At 64.6% G+C, this 15,271-nt stretch carries 16 protein-coding genes; 6 read left to right on the top strand and 10 right to left on the bottom strand.

What is annotated here, in order from left to right; translation table 11 throughout:
• Positions 1 to 49 precede the first annotated feature (49 nt).
• The 4 genes from accB to EV687_RS07185 all read right to left on the bottom strand — a co-directional run bounded on the left by accB (position 50) and on the right by EV687_RS07185 (position 3,122).
• Positions 50 to 502 carry an acetyl-CoA carboxylase biotin carboxyl carrier protein gene (accB, locus tag EV687_RS07200; protein ID WP_122230780.1) on the bottom strand — a complete coding sequence of 151 codons (453 nt, stop codon included), beginning with the start codon at positions 500 to 502 and terminating at the stop codon, positions 50 to 52.
• Between the two features lie 208 nt (positions 503 to 710).
• Positions 711 to 1,271 carry a TlpA family protein disulfide reductase gene (locus tag EV687_RS07195; protein ID WP_122230778.1) on the bottom strand — a complete coding sequence of 187 codons (561 nt, stop codon included), beginning with the start codon at positions 1,269 to 1,271 and terminating at the stop codon, positions 711 to 713.
• A 4-nt stretch (positions 1,272 to 1,275) separates the two neighbouring features.
• Positions 1,276 to 1,860 carry a hypothetical protein gene (locus EV687_RS07190; RefSeq protein ID WP_122230776.1) on the bottom strand — a complete coding sequence of 195 codons (585 nt, stop codon included), beginning with the start codon at positions 1,858 to 1,860 and terminating at the stop codon, positions 1,276 to 1,278.
• A 101-nt stretch (positions 1,861 to 1,961) separates the two neighbouring features.
• A complete protein-coding gene (locus tag EV687_RS07185; RefSeq protein ID WP_122230774.1) occupies positions 1,962 to 3,122 on the bottom strand; it encodes a porin in 1,161 nt (386 codons plus the stop codon).
• A gap of 304 nt (positions 3,123 to 3,426) precedes the next feature.
• On the opposite strand from EV687_RS07185, the gene gshB reads away from it, so the two are divergent.
• The 3 genes from gshB (at position 3,427) to EV687_RS07170 (ending at position 6,844) form a co-directional block, all read left to right on the top strand.
• Complete coding sequence (gshB, locus tag EV687_RS07180; protein ID WP_122230771.1) at positions 3,427 to 4,401, top strand: glutathione synthase; 975 nt, start codon at positions 3,427 to 3,429, stop codon at positions 4,399 to 4,401.
• A gap of 265 nt (positions 4,402 to 4,666) precedes the next feature.
• Positions 4,667 to 5,440, top strand: coding sequence for a ferredoxin--NADP reductase (locus EV687_RS07175; protein WP_122230769.1), 774 nt, complete (start codon positions 4,667 to 4,669; stop codon positions 5,438 to 5,440).
• Between the two features lie 123 nt (positions 5,441 to 5,563).
• Entirely contained in the window at positions 5,564 to 6,844 is a 1,281-nt protein-coding gene (locus EV687_RS07170) for a solute carrier family 23 protein (protein WP_122230767.1), read from the top strand.
• Positions 6,845 to 7,178: 334 nt separating this feature from the next.
• On the opposite strand, the gene EV687_RS07165 is transcribed toward EV687_RS07170, so the two are convergent.
• The 5 genes from EV687_RS07165 to EV687_RS07145 all read right to left on the bottom strand — a co-directional run bounded on the left by EV687_RS07165 (position 7,179) and on the right by EV687_RS07145 (position 10,947).
• Positions 7,179 to 7,961, bottom strand: a complete 783-nt coding sequence (locus EV687_RS07165) for an acetoin reductase (protein ID WP_122231189.1) — start codon at positions 7,959 to 7,961, stop codon at positions 7,179 to 7,181.
• A gap of 225 nt (positions 7,962 to 8,186) precedes the next feature.
• The gene (gene cgtA, locus EV687_RS07160; RefSeq protein ID WP_122231187.1) at positions 8,187 to 9,251 is read right to left on the bottom strand and encodes an Obg family GTPase CgtA; all 1,065 of its coding nucleotides are present in this window, start codon (positions 9,249 to 9,251) and stop codon (positions 8,187 to 8,189) included.
• 115 nt (positions 9,252 to 9,366) lie between these two features.
• Entirely contained in the window at positions 9,367 to 9,627 is a 261-nt protein-coding gene (gene rpmA, locus EV687_RS07155; protein WP_122230765.1) for a 50S ribosomal protein L27, read from the bottom strand.
• A 25-nt stretch (positions 9,628 to 9,652) separates the two neighbouring features.
• On the bottom strand, positions 9,653 to 9,964 hold the full coding sequence (gene rplU / locus EV687_RS07150) for a 50S ribosomal protein L21 (protein ID WP_122230763.1): 312 nt from the start codon (positions 9,962 to 9,964) through the stop codon (positions 9,653 to 9,655).
• A 209-nt stretch (positions 9,965 to 10,173) separates the two neighbouring features.
• A complete protein-coding gene (locus tag EV687_RS07145; protein ID WP_122230761.1) occupies positions 10,174 to 10,947 on the bottom strand; it encodes a class I SAM-dependent methyltransferase in 774 nt (257 codons plus the stop codon).
• A 153-nt stretch (positions 10,948 to 11,100) separates the two neighbouring features.
• On the opposite strand from EV687_RS07145, the gene gloB reads away from it, so the two are divergent.
• Positions 11,101 to 11,898, top strand: a complete 798-nt coding sequence (gloB, locus tag EV687_RS07140) for a hydroxyacylglutathione hydrolase (protein WP_122230759.1) — start codon at positions 11,101 to 11,103, stop codon at positions 11,896 to 11,898.
• Between the two features lie 2 nt (positions 11,899 to 11,900).
• The gene (locus EV687_RS07135; RefSeq protein WP_122230757.1) at positions 11,901 to 13,361 is read left to right on the top strand and encodes a transglycosylase SLT domain-containing protein; all 1,461 of its coding nucleotides are present in this window, start codon (positions 11,901 to 11,903) and stop codon (positions 13,359 to 13,361) included.
• A 103-nt stretch (positions 13,362 to 13,464) separates the two neighbouring features.
• Here EV687_RS07135 and bfr read toward each other — a convergent pair whose 3' ends face one another.
• On the bottom strand, positions 13,465 to 13,932 hold the full coding sequence (bfr, locus tag EV687_RS07130) for a bacterioferritin (RefSeq protein ID WP_122230755.1): 468 nt from the start codon (positions 13,930 to 13,932) through the stop codon (positions 13,465 to 13,467).
• Positions 13,933 to 14,271: 339 nt separating this feature from the next.
• On the opposite strand from bfr, the gene EV687_RS07125 reads away from it, so the two are divergent.
• A complete protein-coding gene (locus EV687_RS07125; RefSeq protein ID WP_122231185.1) occupies positions 14,272 to 15,201 on the top strand; it encodes a polyprenyl synthetase family protein in 930 nt (309 codons plus the stop codon).
• The last annotated feature ends 70 nt before the right edge of the window (positions 15,202 to 15,271 follow it).

Raw genomic sequence — 15,271 nt, 5'->3', positions numbered from 1 at the left:
GCCCCTCGGCGGGGGCTGAAAAGGAGTCGCTGCCGGCGGTCTGCGGCGCTTATTCGATGATGAACAGCGGCTGGCCGTACTCGACGGCCTGGCCATTGTCGATGAGGATCTGCTTGATGGTGCCGGAGCGGTCGGCTTCGATCTCGTTGAGGATCTTCATGGCTTCGATGATGCAGACGGTCTGGCCTTCCTTGACCTGCGAGCCCACTTCGACGAATGCGTCGGCGCCCGGGCTGGGCGAGCGGTAGAAGGTGCCAACCATCGGCGCCGTGATGGCTGCGCCGGCGGGGGCCGCAGGGGCCTCTGCCGCGGCGGGGGCCGCTGCCACTGCTGCCGGAGCGGCCACCACCGGAGCCTGCGCGGCGACCGGGATGATTTGGGCCTGGGCCACGGCACCGCCCTTGACGATGCGAACCTTGCCTTCTGCCTCGGTGATCTCCAGTTCGGTGACGTTCGACTCGGACACAAGGTCGATCAGGGTTTTGAGTTTTCTCAGATCCATATCGGCTCCAACGATGGGGTGGGGTTGCGGTAAGCAGGGGCGCAATGTAACGCAGAAAACTGCCAACCCCGGGCAATTCTCATGATCTCATGCGAAAACCATCTATTTTATAGATTTTCGGCCTGGTTTGCACTGGCTTCCGTGTCATCCGGCGGAATGGTGTTTCCGACCTTTGCGTGAAACTGGTGTCAATTGTCCCGATCTTCGCTCAGAACATGCGCTGCCAGTCGGCGAGATCCTGCGCATGCAGCTGCCCGATCTTGCGTGCCCTGATCATGCCGCTGGCGTCGGCCACTACGGTGAATGGCAGGCCGCCGCCAGTGTTGCCTAGTTCGCGCGCCAGTCCCACGCCCGCCGCCCCGGCCACGCCCACCGGGAAGCCGAGCGCAAAGCGCTGCATGAAGCGCGTCACATTCTCGGGCGTGTCGACGGCAATGCCCACGACCTGCCAGCGGGCTTCTTGTTGGTCGAAGGCGTTGATCAGCGGCAGTTCCTCGACGCAGGGGGCGCACCAGGTGGCCCAGAAGTTGAGTAAGAGTGGTTTGCCACGCAGGCCGGCCAGCCGCAGTGGCGCGCCGTCGAGCTGTGGCAGTTCCAGATCCCACAGCGGGTCGGGGCGCGACGCGAGGCCCTGGCTGTCGCCACGGGCGCGCAGCGCCATGTAGCCACCGGCTCCGGCGAGCATCAGGCCGATGCCACCGGCTGCCAGCCAGTGGCGGCGACTGACTGCAGCTTGCCGGGGCGGTATGGAGGAGGGCGGGGAGGTCATGGCTTCATTGTGCCATCCGCGCCTTGAGGGCCTGCGGGCCGCCGCGTGGCGCCGTGCCGTCCCTGCCGGCGCTGAGCGCGCCGCGCCGCATCGCGCCATCGTTGTTCCAGAGGCACAGCAGCACCGGCTCGGGCAGGCCCGGGCAGGGCACCTGCAGCACCATCACTTCGGTGGGGCGGCCCTGCAGCCCTGCTGCTTCGCGGCTTTCGTAGGCCAGGTGCCGGTCGAGCAGCCACAGCGCCAACGCTTTGGCGTCATCATGGAAGAGCTGCAGATGAATGTCGCTGTGGCTGGTGGCGGTGCCATGCCAGACCGCGCCGCCGAGCAGCGGCGCGAAGTCCTCCAACTGCTCCATCCAGTACAGGGCCGCGGCACGCAGTGCTTGCAGCTCGGCAGGTTGCGTGTCGGCGCAAAAGATGCTGATGTACTCGCGGATGGCCGCGTCCATGGCCTGGTTGTCCGGCAGGCGCGTGCGCGCCGGCAGACCCAACTGCCTGGCTGCGCGTTTCTTGGCCTGTTCCAGGTCCATTCCTTCCTCGACCACCAGCGCGGCCGCGGCGCTGGCAATCTCTTGGTCGATGTTGTCCATGGGGACAAGTATGCCAGCGCCGCGCAGGCGGCGCCGCAGCCGAAAAAAAGTCCGCGGCACGAGGCGGCGGGACGAGTTCCGCAAATCGAGGCTGAGGGCGTTCAGAAACGATGGCGCAGGCCCACGGTCACGCCGGTACGGCTCTTGGCGCCGTTGGCCGCGCCGCTCGAATCGGTGAGCGACAGATTGTCGCCGTTGAGCTTGATGTAGTCGATGCCGACATAGGCGTCGGTGCGCTTGGAGAACGCATAGTCGAGAATGGTGGAGAAGAAGTGCGCCTTGCCGTCGGCCAGCGCGGTGCGACCGCTCTGCTTGGCGTACCAGTAGTGCGCACCGATATTGAGCTGCGGCGTGATCTGGTAGCCGGCGCCGACGGTCGCCATGCGCCGCTTGTTGGCTGCCGTGAAGGCCGGACCGCTGAAGCCGCCGTTGGAGCTGCCGGCCCACAGTGTGCTCAGCACAGAGTAGTCGACATGGCATTGCAGGTTGGCGCCGCAGTTGGCCTGGCCGTCCAGGTTGTGCTTGTTCTCGCCATAGGCTGCGTTGAAGTACCAGGGGCCGGTGCGGTAGGAGCCGCCCAGCGCATAGGACTTGAGCTTCTTGTCGCTGCTGCCGAACTTGCGCTCGAGATAGCCGGCGCCGATCGCCCAGCCGTTATCGGCATAGCGGATGTAGCCGCCGGTGGATTTGCCTCCGGTCGAGAAGGTGCCTGCGCCTGGCACCGTGGTCGTGCCTTCGCCCTTCAGCGTGGTCTGCAGGCTGAAGCGGATCTTGCCCAACTCGGCGGTGTACTTGAGCATGTCGTTGCTGCGTGCGCCCATCGACATGCCGATCTCCGGCTTGAACGCTTCCATGTAGGGCGAATAGGGGTAGGACGCGAAGGTGCTGGTGAACAGGTCGAACATCACGTTCCAGTGCCGGCCCATCAGGAGCTGGCCCCACTGATTGCTTTGCAGTGCGACCCAGGCGTGCTGGAAACCGCCGCCGACCACGCTGCCGCTCTCGGTCAGCACGCGCTGTTCGAAGTTGGCCCGGACCTTCAGGCCGTTGCCCAAATCCTCGGTGATGTTCAGGCCCCAACGGCTTTGCGACATCCCGCCGCCGATCATCTGCGTGCGCGACCTGCCCTTGTCGGTTGCAGGCCCCTCATTGGTGGTGTAGCGCACCGCCGCGTCCACGATGCCATAGAGCTGCGTCGTCGATTGCGCCCAGACGGGCGCGGCGGCGACGGCGATGATGCCGAGTGCGAAAGCCTTTTTCATGCTGCTTGTCTCCTGATGGTGGTTGTTGATGTTTCGCGCAGCCAGTTTAAGCACGCACGTGCTTTTTTTGTAAGAGGGCTTGCGCTCAGAATGCGCGAAAAGCCACCATCGTTTTCCCTGATGGATATGCGGGTGGCAAACCTGCAGTAGAGTCACTGGCAGTAGCGCCCCGGCATCCAGAAGGCCGTGGCGCCATCCTGTGCGACAACACGGCCGCATGCCCGGCATGCAGGTTGGCCGCGCCGTCCGTTCCCTTGTTCACCTGCGGTGGCCGCACCAGTGCCGCCGATGGAGTTTGCCCATCATGGATTTCCTGTTTGTCGTCGATCCGCTGGCCAGTTTCAAGATCCACAAGGACACCACCTACGTGATGATGCGTGAGGCGCAGCGGCGCGGCCACGCGGTGCACGTTTGCGAGCCGGCGCAGATCTTCTGGCTGCGGGGCGGGCGCGTGAGCGCGCGCAGTCTGCCCATCACGCTCCTGCCGGTCGATGATTTGCAGGCCCACGCCAGCCAGCATCTGCCCTGGTGGCATGAGGAGGAGGCGCGTGAGGTGGCGCTGGCCGATTTCGACGCGGTGCTGATGCGCAAGGATCCGCCGTTCGACAGCGAGTTCTTCTACACCACGCACCTGCTCAGCCAGGGCGAGCGCGAAGGCGCCAAGGTGTTCAACCATGCCGCCGCGCTGCGCGAGCACCCGGAGAAGCTCGACATCCTGGAGTTCCCGGAGCTGATCGGCCCGACGCTGGTGACGCGCGAGCCCGAGCGCATCCGCGCCTTCCATGCCGAACACGGCGACATCATCCTCAAGCCGCTCGATGGCATGGGGGGCATGGGCATCTTCCGCGTCGGAGCCGACGGCCTGAACCTGGGCAGCATCATCGAGACGCTCAACCGCCACGGTGGCACCTCTGTGATGGTGCAGCGCTACATCCCTGACATCGTGCACGGCGACAAGCGCGTGCTGCTGATCGATGGCGAGGTCGTGCCCCATGCGCTGGCGCGCATTCCGCAGGGCAGCGAGATCCGCGGCAACATGGCAGTGGGGGGCAAGGCGGTGGCGCAGCCACTGAGCCCGCGCGACAGCGAGATCGCGGCGCGCCTGGGGCCGATCCTGGCTGGCCGTGGCCTGCTGCTGGTGGGCCTTGACATCATTGGCGACTGCGTGACCGAGATCAATGTGACCAGTCCGACTGGCTTCCAGGAGATCACCAACCAGACCGGCTTCGACGTGGCCGCCATGTTTGTGGACGCCCTTGAGCGCCGCATCGAGCGCTAAGAACCCGAACAGGTTCTGAGTCATGGCGCGCCAGCCTCGTTGGTTGGTGCCTGCCGCACGGTCTTTTGCCGCCCACGGCAATCTAAATGAGTTGGTTCTGCAGCATCCGGCCGCTTTATAACCGGCGGTTCTGAAAAATCAGGGAAAATACTTGGCGGCCCGTTTGCAATGCGGGCCTTCATTGCTTTGTGTCAGGTCCGCTGCCTGTGGGGGGCGGGGTGCCGTGGCACCGGCCCGTCATCGTCATCGGAAGCGAAAACGCATCATGAGTGCCTTCAACGAGGAAAAAGTCCTGTCCATCCACCACTGGAACGATACGTTGTTCAGTTTCAAGACCACGCGCGATGCCTCGCTGCGTTTCTCCAATGGTCATTTCACGATGATCGGCCTGAAGGTGGATGGCAAGCCCCTGCTGCGTGCCTACAGCATCGCCAGTGCCAATTACGAGGAGCATCTGGAGTTCTTCAGCATCAAGGTGCCCGATGGCCCGCTGACCTCGCGCCTCCAGCACATCCAGGTTGGCGACACGCTGCTGGTGGGCAGAAAGCCCACCGGCACGCTGCTGCTGGATTACCTGCTGCCCGGCAAGCGCCTCTACCTGCTCTCGACAGGCACCGGCCTGGCACCGTTCCTCAGCATCATCCGCGACCCTGAGACCTACGAGCGCTTCGAGGAAGTGGTGCTGGTTCATGGCACGCGCTTCGTCAACGAACTGGCCTACCAGGAGCTGATCAACCACACGCTGCCGGAGCATGAATTCCTGGGCGAATTCGTCAAGGGCAAGCTCAAGTACTATCCGACCGTCACGCGCGAGGAGTTCCGCAACCAGGGCCGCATCACCACGCTGATCGAGACCGGCAAGCTGTTTGCCGACCTGGGCGTGCCGGCCCTCAACCGTGAGGAAGACCGCATCATGATCTGCGGCAGCCCGGCCATGCTGTTCGACCTGAAGACGCTGTTCGAGCAGCGCGGCTTCATCGAAGGCAATACCTCCAAGCCGGGAGAATTCGTCGTCGAACGTGCCTTTGCCGAGAAATAACCCGATGTGAAAAATCGTCGCCCGTGTGGTGCGGGCGGCGGGTTGGGTGTTCTTGGGTGGGTGTATGCTTGCGCCCCGGCAGAGCCGGCCCCGGCTCTGCACGGCAATGCAAAGGCGGCATACATGTTCAACTGGACCGAAAAATCACCACAAGCGCTCGATGGCGGCGGCGTCATCGCCCCCGACGAGCGTCTGCCCTGGCCGCAGACCGGCATCATAGGCGTGCAGCACGTCATCGCCATGTTCGGCTCGACCATCCTGGCGCCGATTCTGATGGGCTTCGACCCGAATGTGGCGGTGCTGATGAGTGGCATCGGCACGCTGATCTTCTTTTTCATCACCGGTGGCAAGGTGCCCAGCTACCTGGGTTCGAGCTTTGCCTTCATCGCCGTGGTGCTGGCCGTGACCGGCCATGCCGGCGGCGGCGTCAATCCCAATATCGGCCTGGCGCTGGGCGGCATCATCGTCTGCGGGGTCATCTACATGCTCATCGGCCTGTTGGTCCAGGCGATCGGCACCGGCTGGATCGAGCGACTCATGCCACCGGTGGTCACCGGCGGCATCGTGGCGGTGATCGGCCTCAATCTCGCGGCGATTCCCGTCAAGAACATGGCGGCCAACAATTTCGAGAGCTGGATGCAGGTTGTCACCTTTGTCTGCGTGGCGCTGGTGGCGGTGTTCACGCGCGGCATGCTGCAGCGCCTGCTGATCCTGGTGGGCCTGATCGTCGCCAGCGTGCTGTATTTCCTGGCCACCAACGTGATGGGTTGGGGCAAGCCGGTCGATTTCGGCGGCATCGCCAGCGCCGCCTGGCTGGGCCTGCCGCAATTCCATGCGCCGGTGTTCGAGAGCCGCGCCATCCTGCTGATCGCGCCGGTGGCGATCATCCTGGTGGCCGAGAACCTGGGCCACATCAAGGCGGTTACGGCGATGACGGGCCGCAACATCGACCAGTACATGGGCCGGGCCTTCATCGGCGATGGGGTGGCCACCGTGGTCAGCGGCAGCGTTGGCGGTACCGGCGTGACCACCTATGCGGAGAACATCGGCGTGATGGCCGCCACACGCATCTACTCGACGGCGATCTTCCTGGTGGCGGCGGTGCTGGCCGTGCTGCTGGGCTTCTCGCCGAAGTTCGGCGCAGTGATCCAGGCCATCCCGCTACCGGTGATGGGTGGTGTCTCCATCGTGGTGTTCGGCCTGATCGCGGTGGCCGGCGCCAAGATCTGGGTGGACAACCGGGTCGATTTTTCGCAGAGCAAGAACCTGATTGTCGCGGCCATCACGCTGATTCTGGGCACGGGCGACTTCACGCTGCATTTCGGCGGCTTCGCGATGGCGGGCATCGGCACGGCCACCTTTGGCGCGATCCTGCTGTACCTGCTGCTCGACCGCGCCCGCTGAAAGCGGCATCCCGCCGCGCCATGCCCTTGGCGCGCCTTAGAACCTGCTCACGATCTTTTTGCGGGTCACGCGGGAGGTCAAAAATGCAGTGGGCAACGCCGCCCGGCGCGCTTTTGACCTCCTGCCCTTCGGGTTGTCCCGGCAGGCGCGCGGTGCGGTGTGACAAATCCTCGCCGGGCCACCGGCCCGACCGCGGTTTGCGTCTTGCATCGCATCGCCTTGCGGGCCAACGTGGCCCGCGAAAAGATCGTGAACAGGTTCTTCCAAAAAGGGAAAACGCCCGCAGGCATCGGTTACCTGCGGGCGTTGTGCATGAGGAGGGGGACGCGGATGCTCAGCGGTAGACGATGCCGCCATCGGTCAGGATGGCCTGGCCGGTGATGTAGTCCGAATCCTTGCCGGCGAGGAAGGACACCAGCGCCGCCACGTCCTCGGGCGTCTGGGCGCGGCCCAGTGCGATGCCAGAGACGTACTTCTCGTAGGTGGCCCCCTTGGGGGCGCCGGTCAGCTCGGCAAAGCGCTCGTCAATCTCCACCCACATGTCGGTGCCGACGATGCCGGGACAATAGGCGTTGACGGTGATGCCCGAGCTCGCATACTCCTTGGCGGCGGCCTGGGTCAGCGCGCGCACGGCGAACTTGGTGGCCGAGTACACGCCCAGCAGCGCAAAGCCATCATGGCCGGCGATCGAGGAGGCATTGATGATCTTGCCGCCTTGCTTGCGGGCCTGGAACTTCTTGGCCGCCGCCTGGATGCCCCAAACCACGCTGTCGACGTTGATGCGGAAGATGCGTTCGAGCTCTGCCTCGGTGACGTCGGCGAGCGGCTGCACTTGCGAGATGCCGGCATTGTTGATCATCACGTCGAAGCCGCCCAGCGCCTGCTCGGCGTGGTCGATGGCGGCATAGACGTCAGCGCGCTTGCTGACGTCGGCGACGAAGGTGGTGGCCTTGTGGCCCAGCGCCTCGATTTCCTTTTGCACCTCGGCCAGCTTGTCGGCCTTGATATCCACCAGTGCGATGCGGGCGCCATCGGCGGCCAGGCGCAGCGCGATGCCGCGGCCAATGCCTTGCGCGGCGCCGGTGACCAGAATGGTTTTTCCGTTCAGTGTGGACATGGACATTTCCTTTCGGGAGTCGGTGAATGATTCGGTCGCGGACGCGCTGCGTCCACGTTCGTCATCATCGTAGCCGCTGGGTGATGACCGGTCCATGACGAGCGGGCCGGTTGGCGGGCCGATCGAGCCGCCATTGCGCTGCGTCAATGTCCCGGCAGTTTGGCGCCGGGCTGCGGGAACCATTTTGAGCGTCTGACGGCGCCGGGCAATGGGCCGTGGCGCACCTCAGCGGTCGAAGCGCGGATCAAAAAGCGCTTCCTTCTCTTCCTCGGTGGGGGGCTTTTGCGCGTGCAGGTACTGGTAGATGTCGCGGATCAGTGCCTCGCAGCCCTCGCGCGCCAGGGCCGAAATCTCGTACACCGGACCCTTCCACTTCAGACCCTCGATCATCTTCTGGCGCACCGCCTTGCGGGCCGCCTCGTCGAGCATGTCGATCTTGTTGAGCACCAGCCAGCGCGGCTTTTCGTGCAGTTCCTCGTCGTACTTGCGCAGTTCCTCGGCAATTGCCTTGGCCTGGGCCACCGGGTCGATGCTGTCGTCGAATGGCGCGACGTCGACGATGTGCAACAGCAGGCCGGTGCGCTGCAGATGGCGCAGGAACTGGTGCCCCAGACCCGCGCCTTCGGACGCACCCTCGATCAGACCGGGAATGTCGGCCACCACGAAGCTCTGCTCCGGCGCCACGCGCACCACACCCAGGTTGGGGTGCAGCGTGGTGAACGGGTAGTCAGCCACCTTGGGCCGCGCGTTCGAGACGGCGGTGATGAACGTCGATTTGCCCGCATTGGGCATGCCCAGCAGGCCCACGTCGGCCAGCACCTTGAGTTCGAGCTTGATGCTGTAGCGGTCGCCCGGCTTGCCCATGGTCTTCTGCCGTGGCGAGCGATTGGTCGAGCTCTTGAAGTGCATGTTGCCAAAGCCGCCGTCGCCGCCCTTGGCGAGGATTTGCTTCTCGCCGGGCACCAGCAGTTCAAGCAGCACATCACCGGTCTCGGCATCGCTGATGATGGTGCCGACCGGCATGCGCAGCGTCAGGTCGTCGCCAGCGGCGCCGAACATGTCCGAGCCCATGCCGTGCTGGCCGCGTTTGGCTTCGTGGCGGCGTGCGTAGCGGAAGTCGATCAGCGTATTGAGATTGGTGTCGGCCACCACATAGACGTGGCCGCCGCGGCCGCCATCACCGCCATCGGGGCCGCCGTATTCCTTGTATTTCTCGTGCCGAAAGGACGAGCAGCCATTGCCGCCGTCGCCTGCGGCCACCTCGATGTAGGCTTCGTCAACGAATTTCATGCGCTTTTCCTTTCGGTCCTGCATGGCCCGCCGGCCTGGGCTGGGGCGGACCTTCCAAAGCAACAAAAGCCCCGCAAGCGGGGCTTTGTCAAGCTCAAGTCTGTGCGGTGTTCGCTCAGGCTGCGGGGGTGATTTCCACCGTGTGCTTGTTCTGTGCGCCCTTGTGGCGGAAGCTGACGTGGCCGTCCACCAGTGCGTAGAGGGTGTGGTCCTTGCCGATGCCGACATTGGTGCCGGCATGCAGGCGCGTGCCGCGTTGGCGCACGATGATGGAGCCTGCGCTCACCAGTTCGCCGCCGTAGGCCTTGACGCCCAGCATCTTGGGCTTGGAATCACGTCCGTTGCGCGTAGAGCCGCCGCCTTTTTTCTGTGCCATTTCAGAATCCTTTCGTGCCGTTCAATCAGGCGGCGATGTCGCCAATTTGCAGCTCGGTGTAGCGCTGGCGGTGGCCCTGGTGCTTGATGTAGTGCTTGCGACGGCGCAGCTTGAAGATGCGCACCTTGTCGTGCTTGCCCTGAGAGACCACAGTTGCCTTGACGCTGGCGCCGGAAACCAAAGGCGTGCCGACTTTCAGATCAGCGCCGCTGCCGATGGCAAGCACTTGATCGAGCACGATTTCCTGGCCTACGTCCGCAGCAATCTGTTCTACTTTGATCTTTTCGCCAGCGGCAACGCGATACTGCTTGCCACCGGTTTTTATGACTGCGTACATGAAAAACCCTTTACAAAAAACTGATCCCGCCAGGCCGCAGAGAATGCGAATCCGGGGCGGAAAACCCTGATTTCATCGCCGCGCCAAAGCCGAACGCACAAGGGCGCATCAGCAATCGTGGCGGAAATGAACTGCGCATTCTATCAGAGCACATCTTTTTTGCCAATGCCGACGTGCGTGTGGGGAAGGATGAATGGCGAGCACGGCCTTCAGCGTTGGCGGTTCAGCACCGGCATGCGCACCGGCTTCGTGCGGTACTGGCGCCAGTCGGTCTCCATCATGCGCACGCCCTGGACCTTTTTCGTCGCGACGATGAAGTACACGCCGCCGAGGAAGGAGAAGCGGTTCTCGGCCAGCCGGTCGATCCAGGCCAGGCGCCCGAACCAGCGCTCGCGCTCGAAGCCGGGAATGTAGCAGCCCGAGCGCACGTCCTCGACCTCGAGGTTCAGCAACTGCAGCCAGTCGCGCAGACGCAGGTAGCCGATCGGCTCGCCCAGATCCAGCGCCGGTTCGGTGGGCCGCAGGCCCCAGAGGATGCGGGCCGGGTTGAAGCCGCTGATGATCAGGCGCCCCTCCGGGCGCAGCACCCGCGTGGCTTCGCGCAGGGCCGCGTGGGGCTGGTGGCAGGCCTCCAGGGTGTGGGGCATCACGATCAGGTCGAACTGGTCGGCACCGAACGGCAGAGCTTCGGGCGCTGCCTGGAAGTCGGCTGCGGCCATCGTGCTCGCCACGCCGGTTTGCGTTGGAGTGGCAGCCGCCTCTGGTTGTGGTATACCTTCGCCCTGCGGCCGCGCTTCGCTTTCGAGAGCCATGTGCCAGGTGTTGGGAATGCGGTTGTTGCGCAGCCCGGCGATGGCCGGCGTGCCCATTTGCAAGGCGTAGAAGCCGAAGATGTCGGCCACCGTCTCGTCATAATGGTTCTGCTGCCAGCGCTGTACATAACGCCCTGCGGCGGCACTGGTCAGCCATGTGTCGAACTTCATTGCATCAACGCCTGTTCATGATCGTGCTGTCCTCTCGGGATGCCCCGTCCTGCGCGTGCGCCGTGTCTGGCCGCCTGCACCGATGCGTCCGCAGGAGCGGGCCATGGTCGTTCCGCCTGTCGCCACTGCTTTTTCCAACCGCATTCTTCTGACATGCATACCGCGCTTTCCCTGCAGGCGATTCCCGCGCTTGGCGACAACTATATCTGGCTGCTCGACGACGGGCGGCATGCCATGGTGGTCGACCCCGGCGACGCCGCACCGGTACTGCAGGCGCTGCATGAGCGGCAGCTGCTGCTGCAGACCATTCTAATCACCCACCATCATGGCGATCACACGGCTGGCGCCGCGCTGCTGCAGCAAAGCAGCGGCGCGCAGGTGTTCGGACCGGCGCACGAAGTCTTGCCGGTGCCGGTGACGCCTTTGCAGGGGGGCGATTTCGTGCAGGCGCTCGACCAGGACTGGCAGGTGCTCGACGTGCCCGGGCACACGGCCGGGCACATCGCCTTTTTTGCTGCGCACGTGCCGTTGCGGCAAGGCGTGGCCCCGGTGCTGTTCTGTGGCGACACGCTGTTCAGCGCCGGCTGCGGCCGGCTGTTCGAAGGCTCGGCCGGGCAAATGCTCGCCTCGCTCGACCGGCTCGCGGCACTGCCCGCGGCGACCCTGGTGTGCAGCGCGCACGAATACACACTGGGCAATCTGGCTTTCGCCGAGGCGGTCGAGCCGGACAATGCGGCGCTGCGCCAGGCCGTGACGCGGGGGCAGCGCCTGCGGGAGCGGCAACTGCCGACCCTGCCGACGCGCATGGCCGATGAATGCGCCATCAACCCGTTTCTGCGCATCCGGCTGCCGCAGGTGCGCCAGGCCATCGCACAGCATGCGGGTGGCGCACGCCTGCAAACCGATGCCGACTATTTTGCGGCTTTGCGCAACTGGAAGAACGATTTCTGATCATGTCCATGCCATTTCTGTTTCGGAGCGCCCTGGCGCTGGTGCTTACACTGTTGCTGGCCGCCTGCGGCACGCTGGAGTCGCAGCGATCGGATGAGGCGGCGCTCCAGCCGGTCATCCCGAGCGGCGCGCTCACGCCGATCACGCCGGGCAATCTGGACAGCTGGGCCGTGCAGGGGCTGCAGCCGCCGGCTGACCTGTGGCAGCGCCTGCGAGCGGGCTTTGCGATGCCCGACCTGGATACCGACATGGTGCATGACCGCGAGGACTGGTACGCCAGTCGGCCGGAGTACATCCAGCGCATGGCCGATCGCTCCAGCAAGTACCTGTTCCACATCGTCGAGGAACTGGAGCGGCGCAACATGCCGACCGAGCTGGCGCTGCTGCCCTATATCGAGAGTGCCTTCAACCCGCAGGCCGTCTCGCACGCCAAGGCGGCGGGCATGTGGCAGTTCATGCCCGCCACCGGCACGTATTTCGACCTGCGCCAGAACGCCTTTCGCGATGATCGCCGCGACGTGCTGGCCTCGACCCGCGCTGCACTGGATTACCTGCAAAAGCTCCATGACATGTTCGGCGACTGGCACCTGGCACTGGCTGCCTACAACTGGGGCGAGGGCAGCGTGGGGCGGGCCATGGCCAAGAACCAGAACCTCGGGCTGGGTGTGGGCTATACCGACCTGAGCATGCCCGATGAAACCCGCATGTACGTGCCCAAGTTCCAGGCCGTCAAGAACATCATCCGCGACCCGGCGGCCTTTGGCGTGGTGCTGCCGGACATCGGCAATCACCCGTACTTCGACATCGTTGACATCGCCCGCGACATGGATGTGGAGCTGGTGGCACAACTCGCCGGCATCGGCGTTGACGATTTCCGCACCCTCAACCCCTCCCACAACGGGCCGGTAATTCTCTCGGCGGCCACCACCGAGGTGCTGCTGCCCTGGGACAATGCGCAGACCTTCCGCCGCAATCTTGCCAATCACCGCGATGGCCGCCTCGCCAGCTGGACGGTCTGGACCACGCCGCGCACCATGAATGCGAAGGAGGTGGCCAGCAGTCTGGGCGTCGATGAGAAGGAACTGCGCAGCGTCAACCGGATTCCGGCGAACATGCTGATCGCCTCGGGCTCGGCCCTGCTGGTGCCGCGCAGCGCCGCCACCCTGTATGACGTGGCGGAGGAACTGGCCCACAACGGCCAGCTCAAGCTGATGCCGCAGCGGCAGTTGCGTCGCACCACGGTGGTGGCGCGCAAGGGCGAGACGGTGGCCACGCTGGCGCGGCGCTATGGGGTTGCCGCCGCGGATGTCGCGGAATGGAACAAGGTGGGGCGAAACACGCGCTTCAAGACCGGCCAACGCCTGGTGATTTATCGCCCGGCCGCCACCAGCACCGCCAGGGCAAGCACGGCGCCCAAGGCGCCGGCGCAGCGCGCCCGCACCCGGCAGGCCGCCAAGCGCTGAACGCGCAAGGCCCGATTCGCTTCACTCGGCAATCAGCGAAATGGGCCGTACACGTTGCGTGTGCGGCCCATTGATCCATGGAGGATAGCCAACAGGTGGCCGGTCAGGCGGACTGCGACTGCAGGTAGTTCTCCAGGCCGATCTTCTCGATCAGGCCCAGCTGCTTCTCGAGCCAGTAGGCATGGTCTTCCTCGGTGTCGCGCAATTGCGCCAGCAGCATGTCGCGGCTCACATAGTCGCTCACGCTCTCGCACAGCTGCATGGCGGCCTGCAGGCGCGCACGCACCTCGTATTCGGTCTCCAGATCCTTGCGCAGCATCTCCGGGACGGTCTCGCCGGGCGTGAAGGGCAACGGGCGCATGTCCGGACGGCCGTCCAGCATCAGGATGCGGCGCAGAATGGCGTCGGCGTGCTGGGTTTCCTCTTCCATCTCGTGGTTGAGGCGCTCGTACAGTTTTGGGAAGCCCTGGTCTTCATAGCTGCGCGAGTGCACGAAGTACTGGTCTCGGGCCGCGAGCTCGCCGCGCAGCAGGTGATTGAGGGTGTCGAGGACTTGTGGATGGCCTTGCATGGTGTTCGATTCCGTCGGATGGTTGCCATAGGGGCAGGGCCGCCCCGTTCAGGATGTTTTCTGAAGTATGCGGCGAAAACGCCCGCAGCGAAACGATGGGCCCGCAAACCCTTGCGCAGACGGTCTGCATGCTTATGGATATCTCAAGAGGATTCAGATGTGTTCGCATTGGATGGTGCGGTATCGAAGGCGATTCGCGCAGCCCGTGGCGTGGCAGGCAAGTCCCTATAATGGCCGCTTTGCTCACCTTCATCACGCCAGCCTCCAGGCGACCGGTTTTCTGCAATGACCCGCACTGACTCCAGCTCCGACCATGGCCTGACGTTGATTGCCCAGGACATGCGCGCCGTCGATGCCGTCATTGCGCAGCGGCTGGCCACCAATGTGCCCCTGATCGGGCAGGTGGCGCACTACATCATCTCGGCCGGCGGCAAGCGCCTGCGTCCGGCCATGCTGCTGCTGGTGGCCAATGCGCTGCAGTACAAGGGAAGCCGGCACCATGACATGGCGGCGGTGATCGAATTCATCCACACGGCCACGTTGTTGCATGACGATGTGGTTGACGAATCGACCATGCGCCGTGGCAAACCCACGGCCAACGAGAGTTTCGGCAATCCGGCCAGTGTGCTGGTGGGCGATTTTCTGCATTCGCGCGCTTTCGAGATGATGGTGGAGACCGGCAACATCCGTGTCATGCAAGTGGTGGCGGCTGGCACCAACATCATTGCCGAAGGCGAAGTGCAGCAGCTGCTGAACATGCATGACGCCTCGCTGGGTGAACAGGGCTATCTGCAGGTGATCCGCTCCAAGACCGCCAAGCTGTTCGAGGCCAGTACGCAGGTCGCCGCGATCCTGGCCGGCGCGGATGCCGCCCAGGAGCGTGCTGCGGCCGAGTACGGACAGGCGCTGGGCACGGCGTTCCAGATCATTGATGACGTGCTCGACTACGACGGTGCCGCCGACGAGATGGGCAAGAACGTCGGCGACGACCTGCGTGAAGGCAAGGCCACGCTGCCGCTCATCGCCGCGATGCAACGCGGCACGGCGCAGCAGGCACAAACCGTGCGCGAGGCCATCGAGCAGGGCTCGACCGCGCAGCTCACGCAGGTGATCGAGATCGTGCGCGCTACCGGTGCCATTGAGGTAGCCCGTCAGGCCGCCCACGGCGAGGCCGAACGCGCCATCGCCGCACTGGCAGGTTTCCCCGACAATGCCTATACCGAGGTGCTGCGGGGACTTTCCGAACGGCTGCTGCAGCGCCGCAGCTGATCTCGCCTGTTCCGCCGCAGCGCCGGCACAAGAGACAAAACCATCCGGCTCTACGGCTATTGCTTCAGCT

This window comes from Corticibacter populi, assembly GCF_004217315.1.
Taxonomy (GTDB): domain Bacteria; phylum Pseudomonadota; class Gammaproteobacteria; order Burkholderiales; family Burkholderiaceae_C; genus Lampropedia; species Lampropedia populi.
The sequence above is the reverse complement of the archived record's forward strand: the minus strand, read 5'-3'. Positions and strand labels throughout refer to the sequence as shown.

What these genes read in the sequence shown, in the direction of transcription:
- rplU (WP_122230763.1), bottom strand. Translation starts at nt 9,964, where the DNA reads ATGTACGCAGTCATAAAAACCGGTGGCAAGCAGTATCGCGTTGCCGCT.
- gloB (WP_122230759.1), top strand. Translation starts at nt 11,101, where the DNA reads ATGCATACCGCGCTTTCCCTGCAGGCGATTCCCGCGCTTGGCGACAAC.
- EV687_RS07145 (WP_122230761.1), bottom strand. Translation starts at nt 10,947, where the DNA reads ATGAAGTTCGACACATGGCTGACCAGTGCCGCCGCAGGGCGTTATGTA.
- cgtA (WP_122231187.1), bottom strand. Translation starts at nt 9,251, where the DNA reads ATGAAATTCGTTGACGAAGCCTACATCGAGGTGGCCGCAGGCGACGGC.
- EV687_RS07195 (WP_122230778.1), bottom strand. Translation starts at nt 1,271, where the DNA reads ATGACCTCCCCGCCCTCCTCCATACCGCCCCGGCAAGCTGCAGTCAGT.
- accB (WP_122230780.1), bottom strand. Translation starts at nt 502, where the DNA reads ATGGATCTGAGAAAACTCAAAACCCTGATCGACCTTGTGTCCGAGTCG.
- EV687_RS07175 (WP_122230769.1), top strand. Translation starts at nt 4,667, where the DNA reads ATGAGTGCCTTCAACGAGGAAAAAGTCCTGTCCATCCACCACTGGAAC.
- EV687_RS07165 (WP_122231189.1), bottom strand. Translation starts at nt 7,961, where the DNA reads ATGTCCACACTGAACGGAAAAACCATTCTGGTCACCGGCGCCGCGCAA.
- gshB (WP_122230771.1), top strand. Translation starts at nt 3,427, where the DNA reads ATGGATTTCCTGTTTGTCGTCGATCCGCTGGCCAGTTTCAAGATCCAC.
- EV687_RS07125 (WP_122231185.1), top strand. Translation starts at nt 14,272, where the DNA reads ATGCGCGCCGTCGATGCCGTCATTGCGCAGCGGCTGGCCACCAATGTG.
- rpmA (WP_122230765.1), bottom strand. Translation starts at nt 9,627, where the DNA reads ATGGCACAGAAAAAAGGCGGCGGCTCTACGCGCAACGGACGTGATTCC.
- bfr (WP_122230755.1), bottom strand. Translation starts at nt 13,932, where the DNA reads ATGCAAGGCCATCCACAAGTCCTCGACACCCTCAATCACCTGCTGCGC.
- EV687_RS07170 (WP_122230767.1), top strand. Translation starts at nt 5,564, where the DNA reads ATGTTCAACTGGACCGAAAAATCACCACAAGCGCTCGATGGCGGCGGC.
- EV687_RS07190 (WP_122230776.1), bottom strand. Translation starts at nt 1,860, where the DNA reads ATGGACAACATCGACCAAGAGATTGCCAGCGCCGCGGCCGCGCTGGTG.
- EV687_RS07185 (WP_122230774.1), bottom strand. Translation starts at nt 3,122, where the DNA reads ATGAAAAAGGCTTTCGCACTCGGCATCATCGCCGTCGCCGCCGCGCCC.
- EV687_RS07135 (WP_122230757.1), top strand. Translation starts at nt 11,901, where the DNA reads ATGTCCATGCCATTTCTGTTTCGGAGCGCCCTGGCGCTGGTGCTTACA.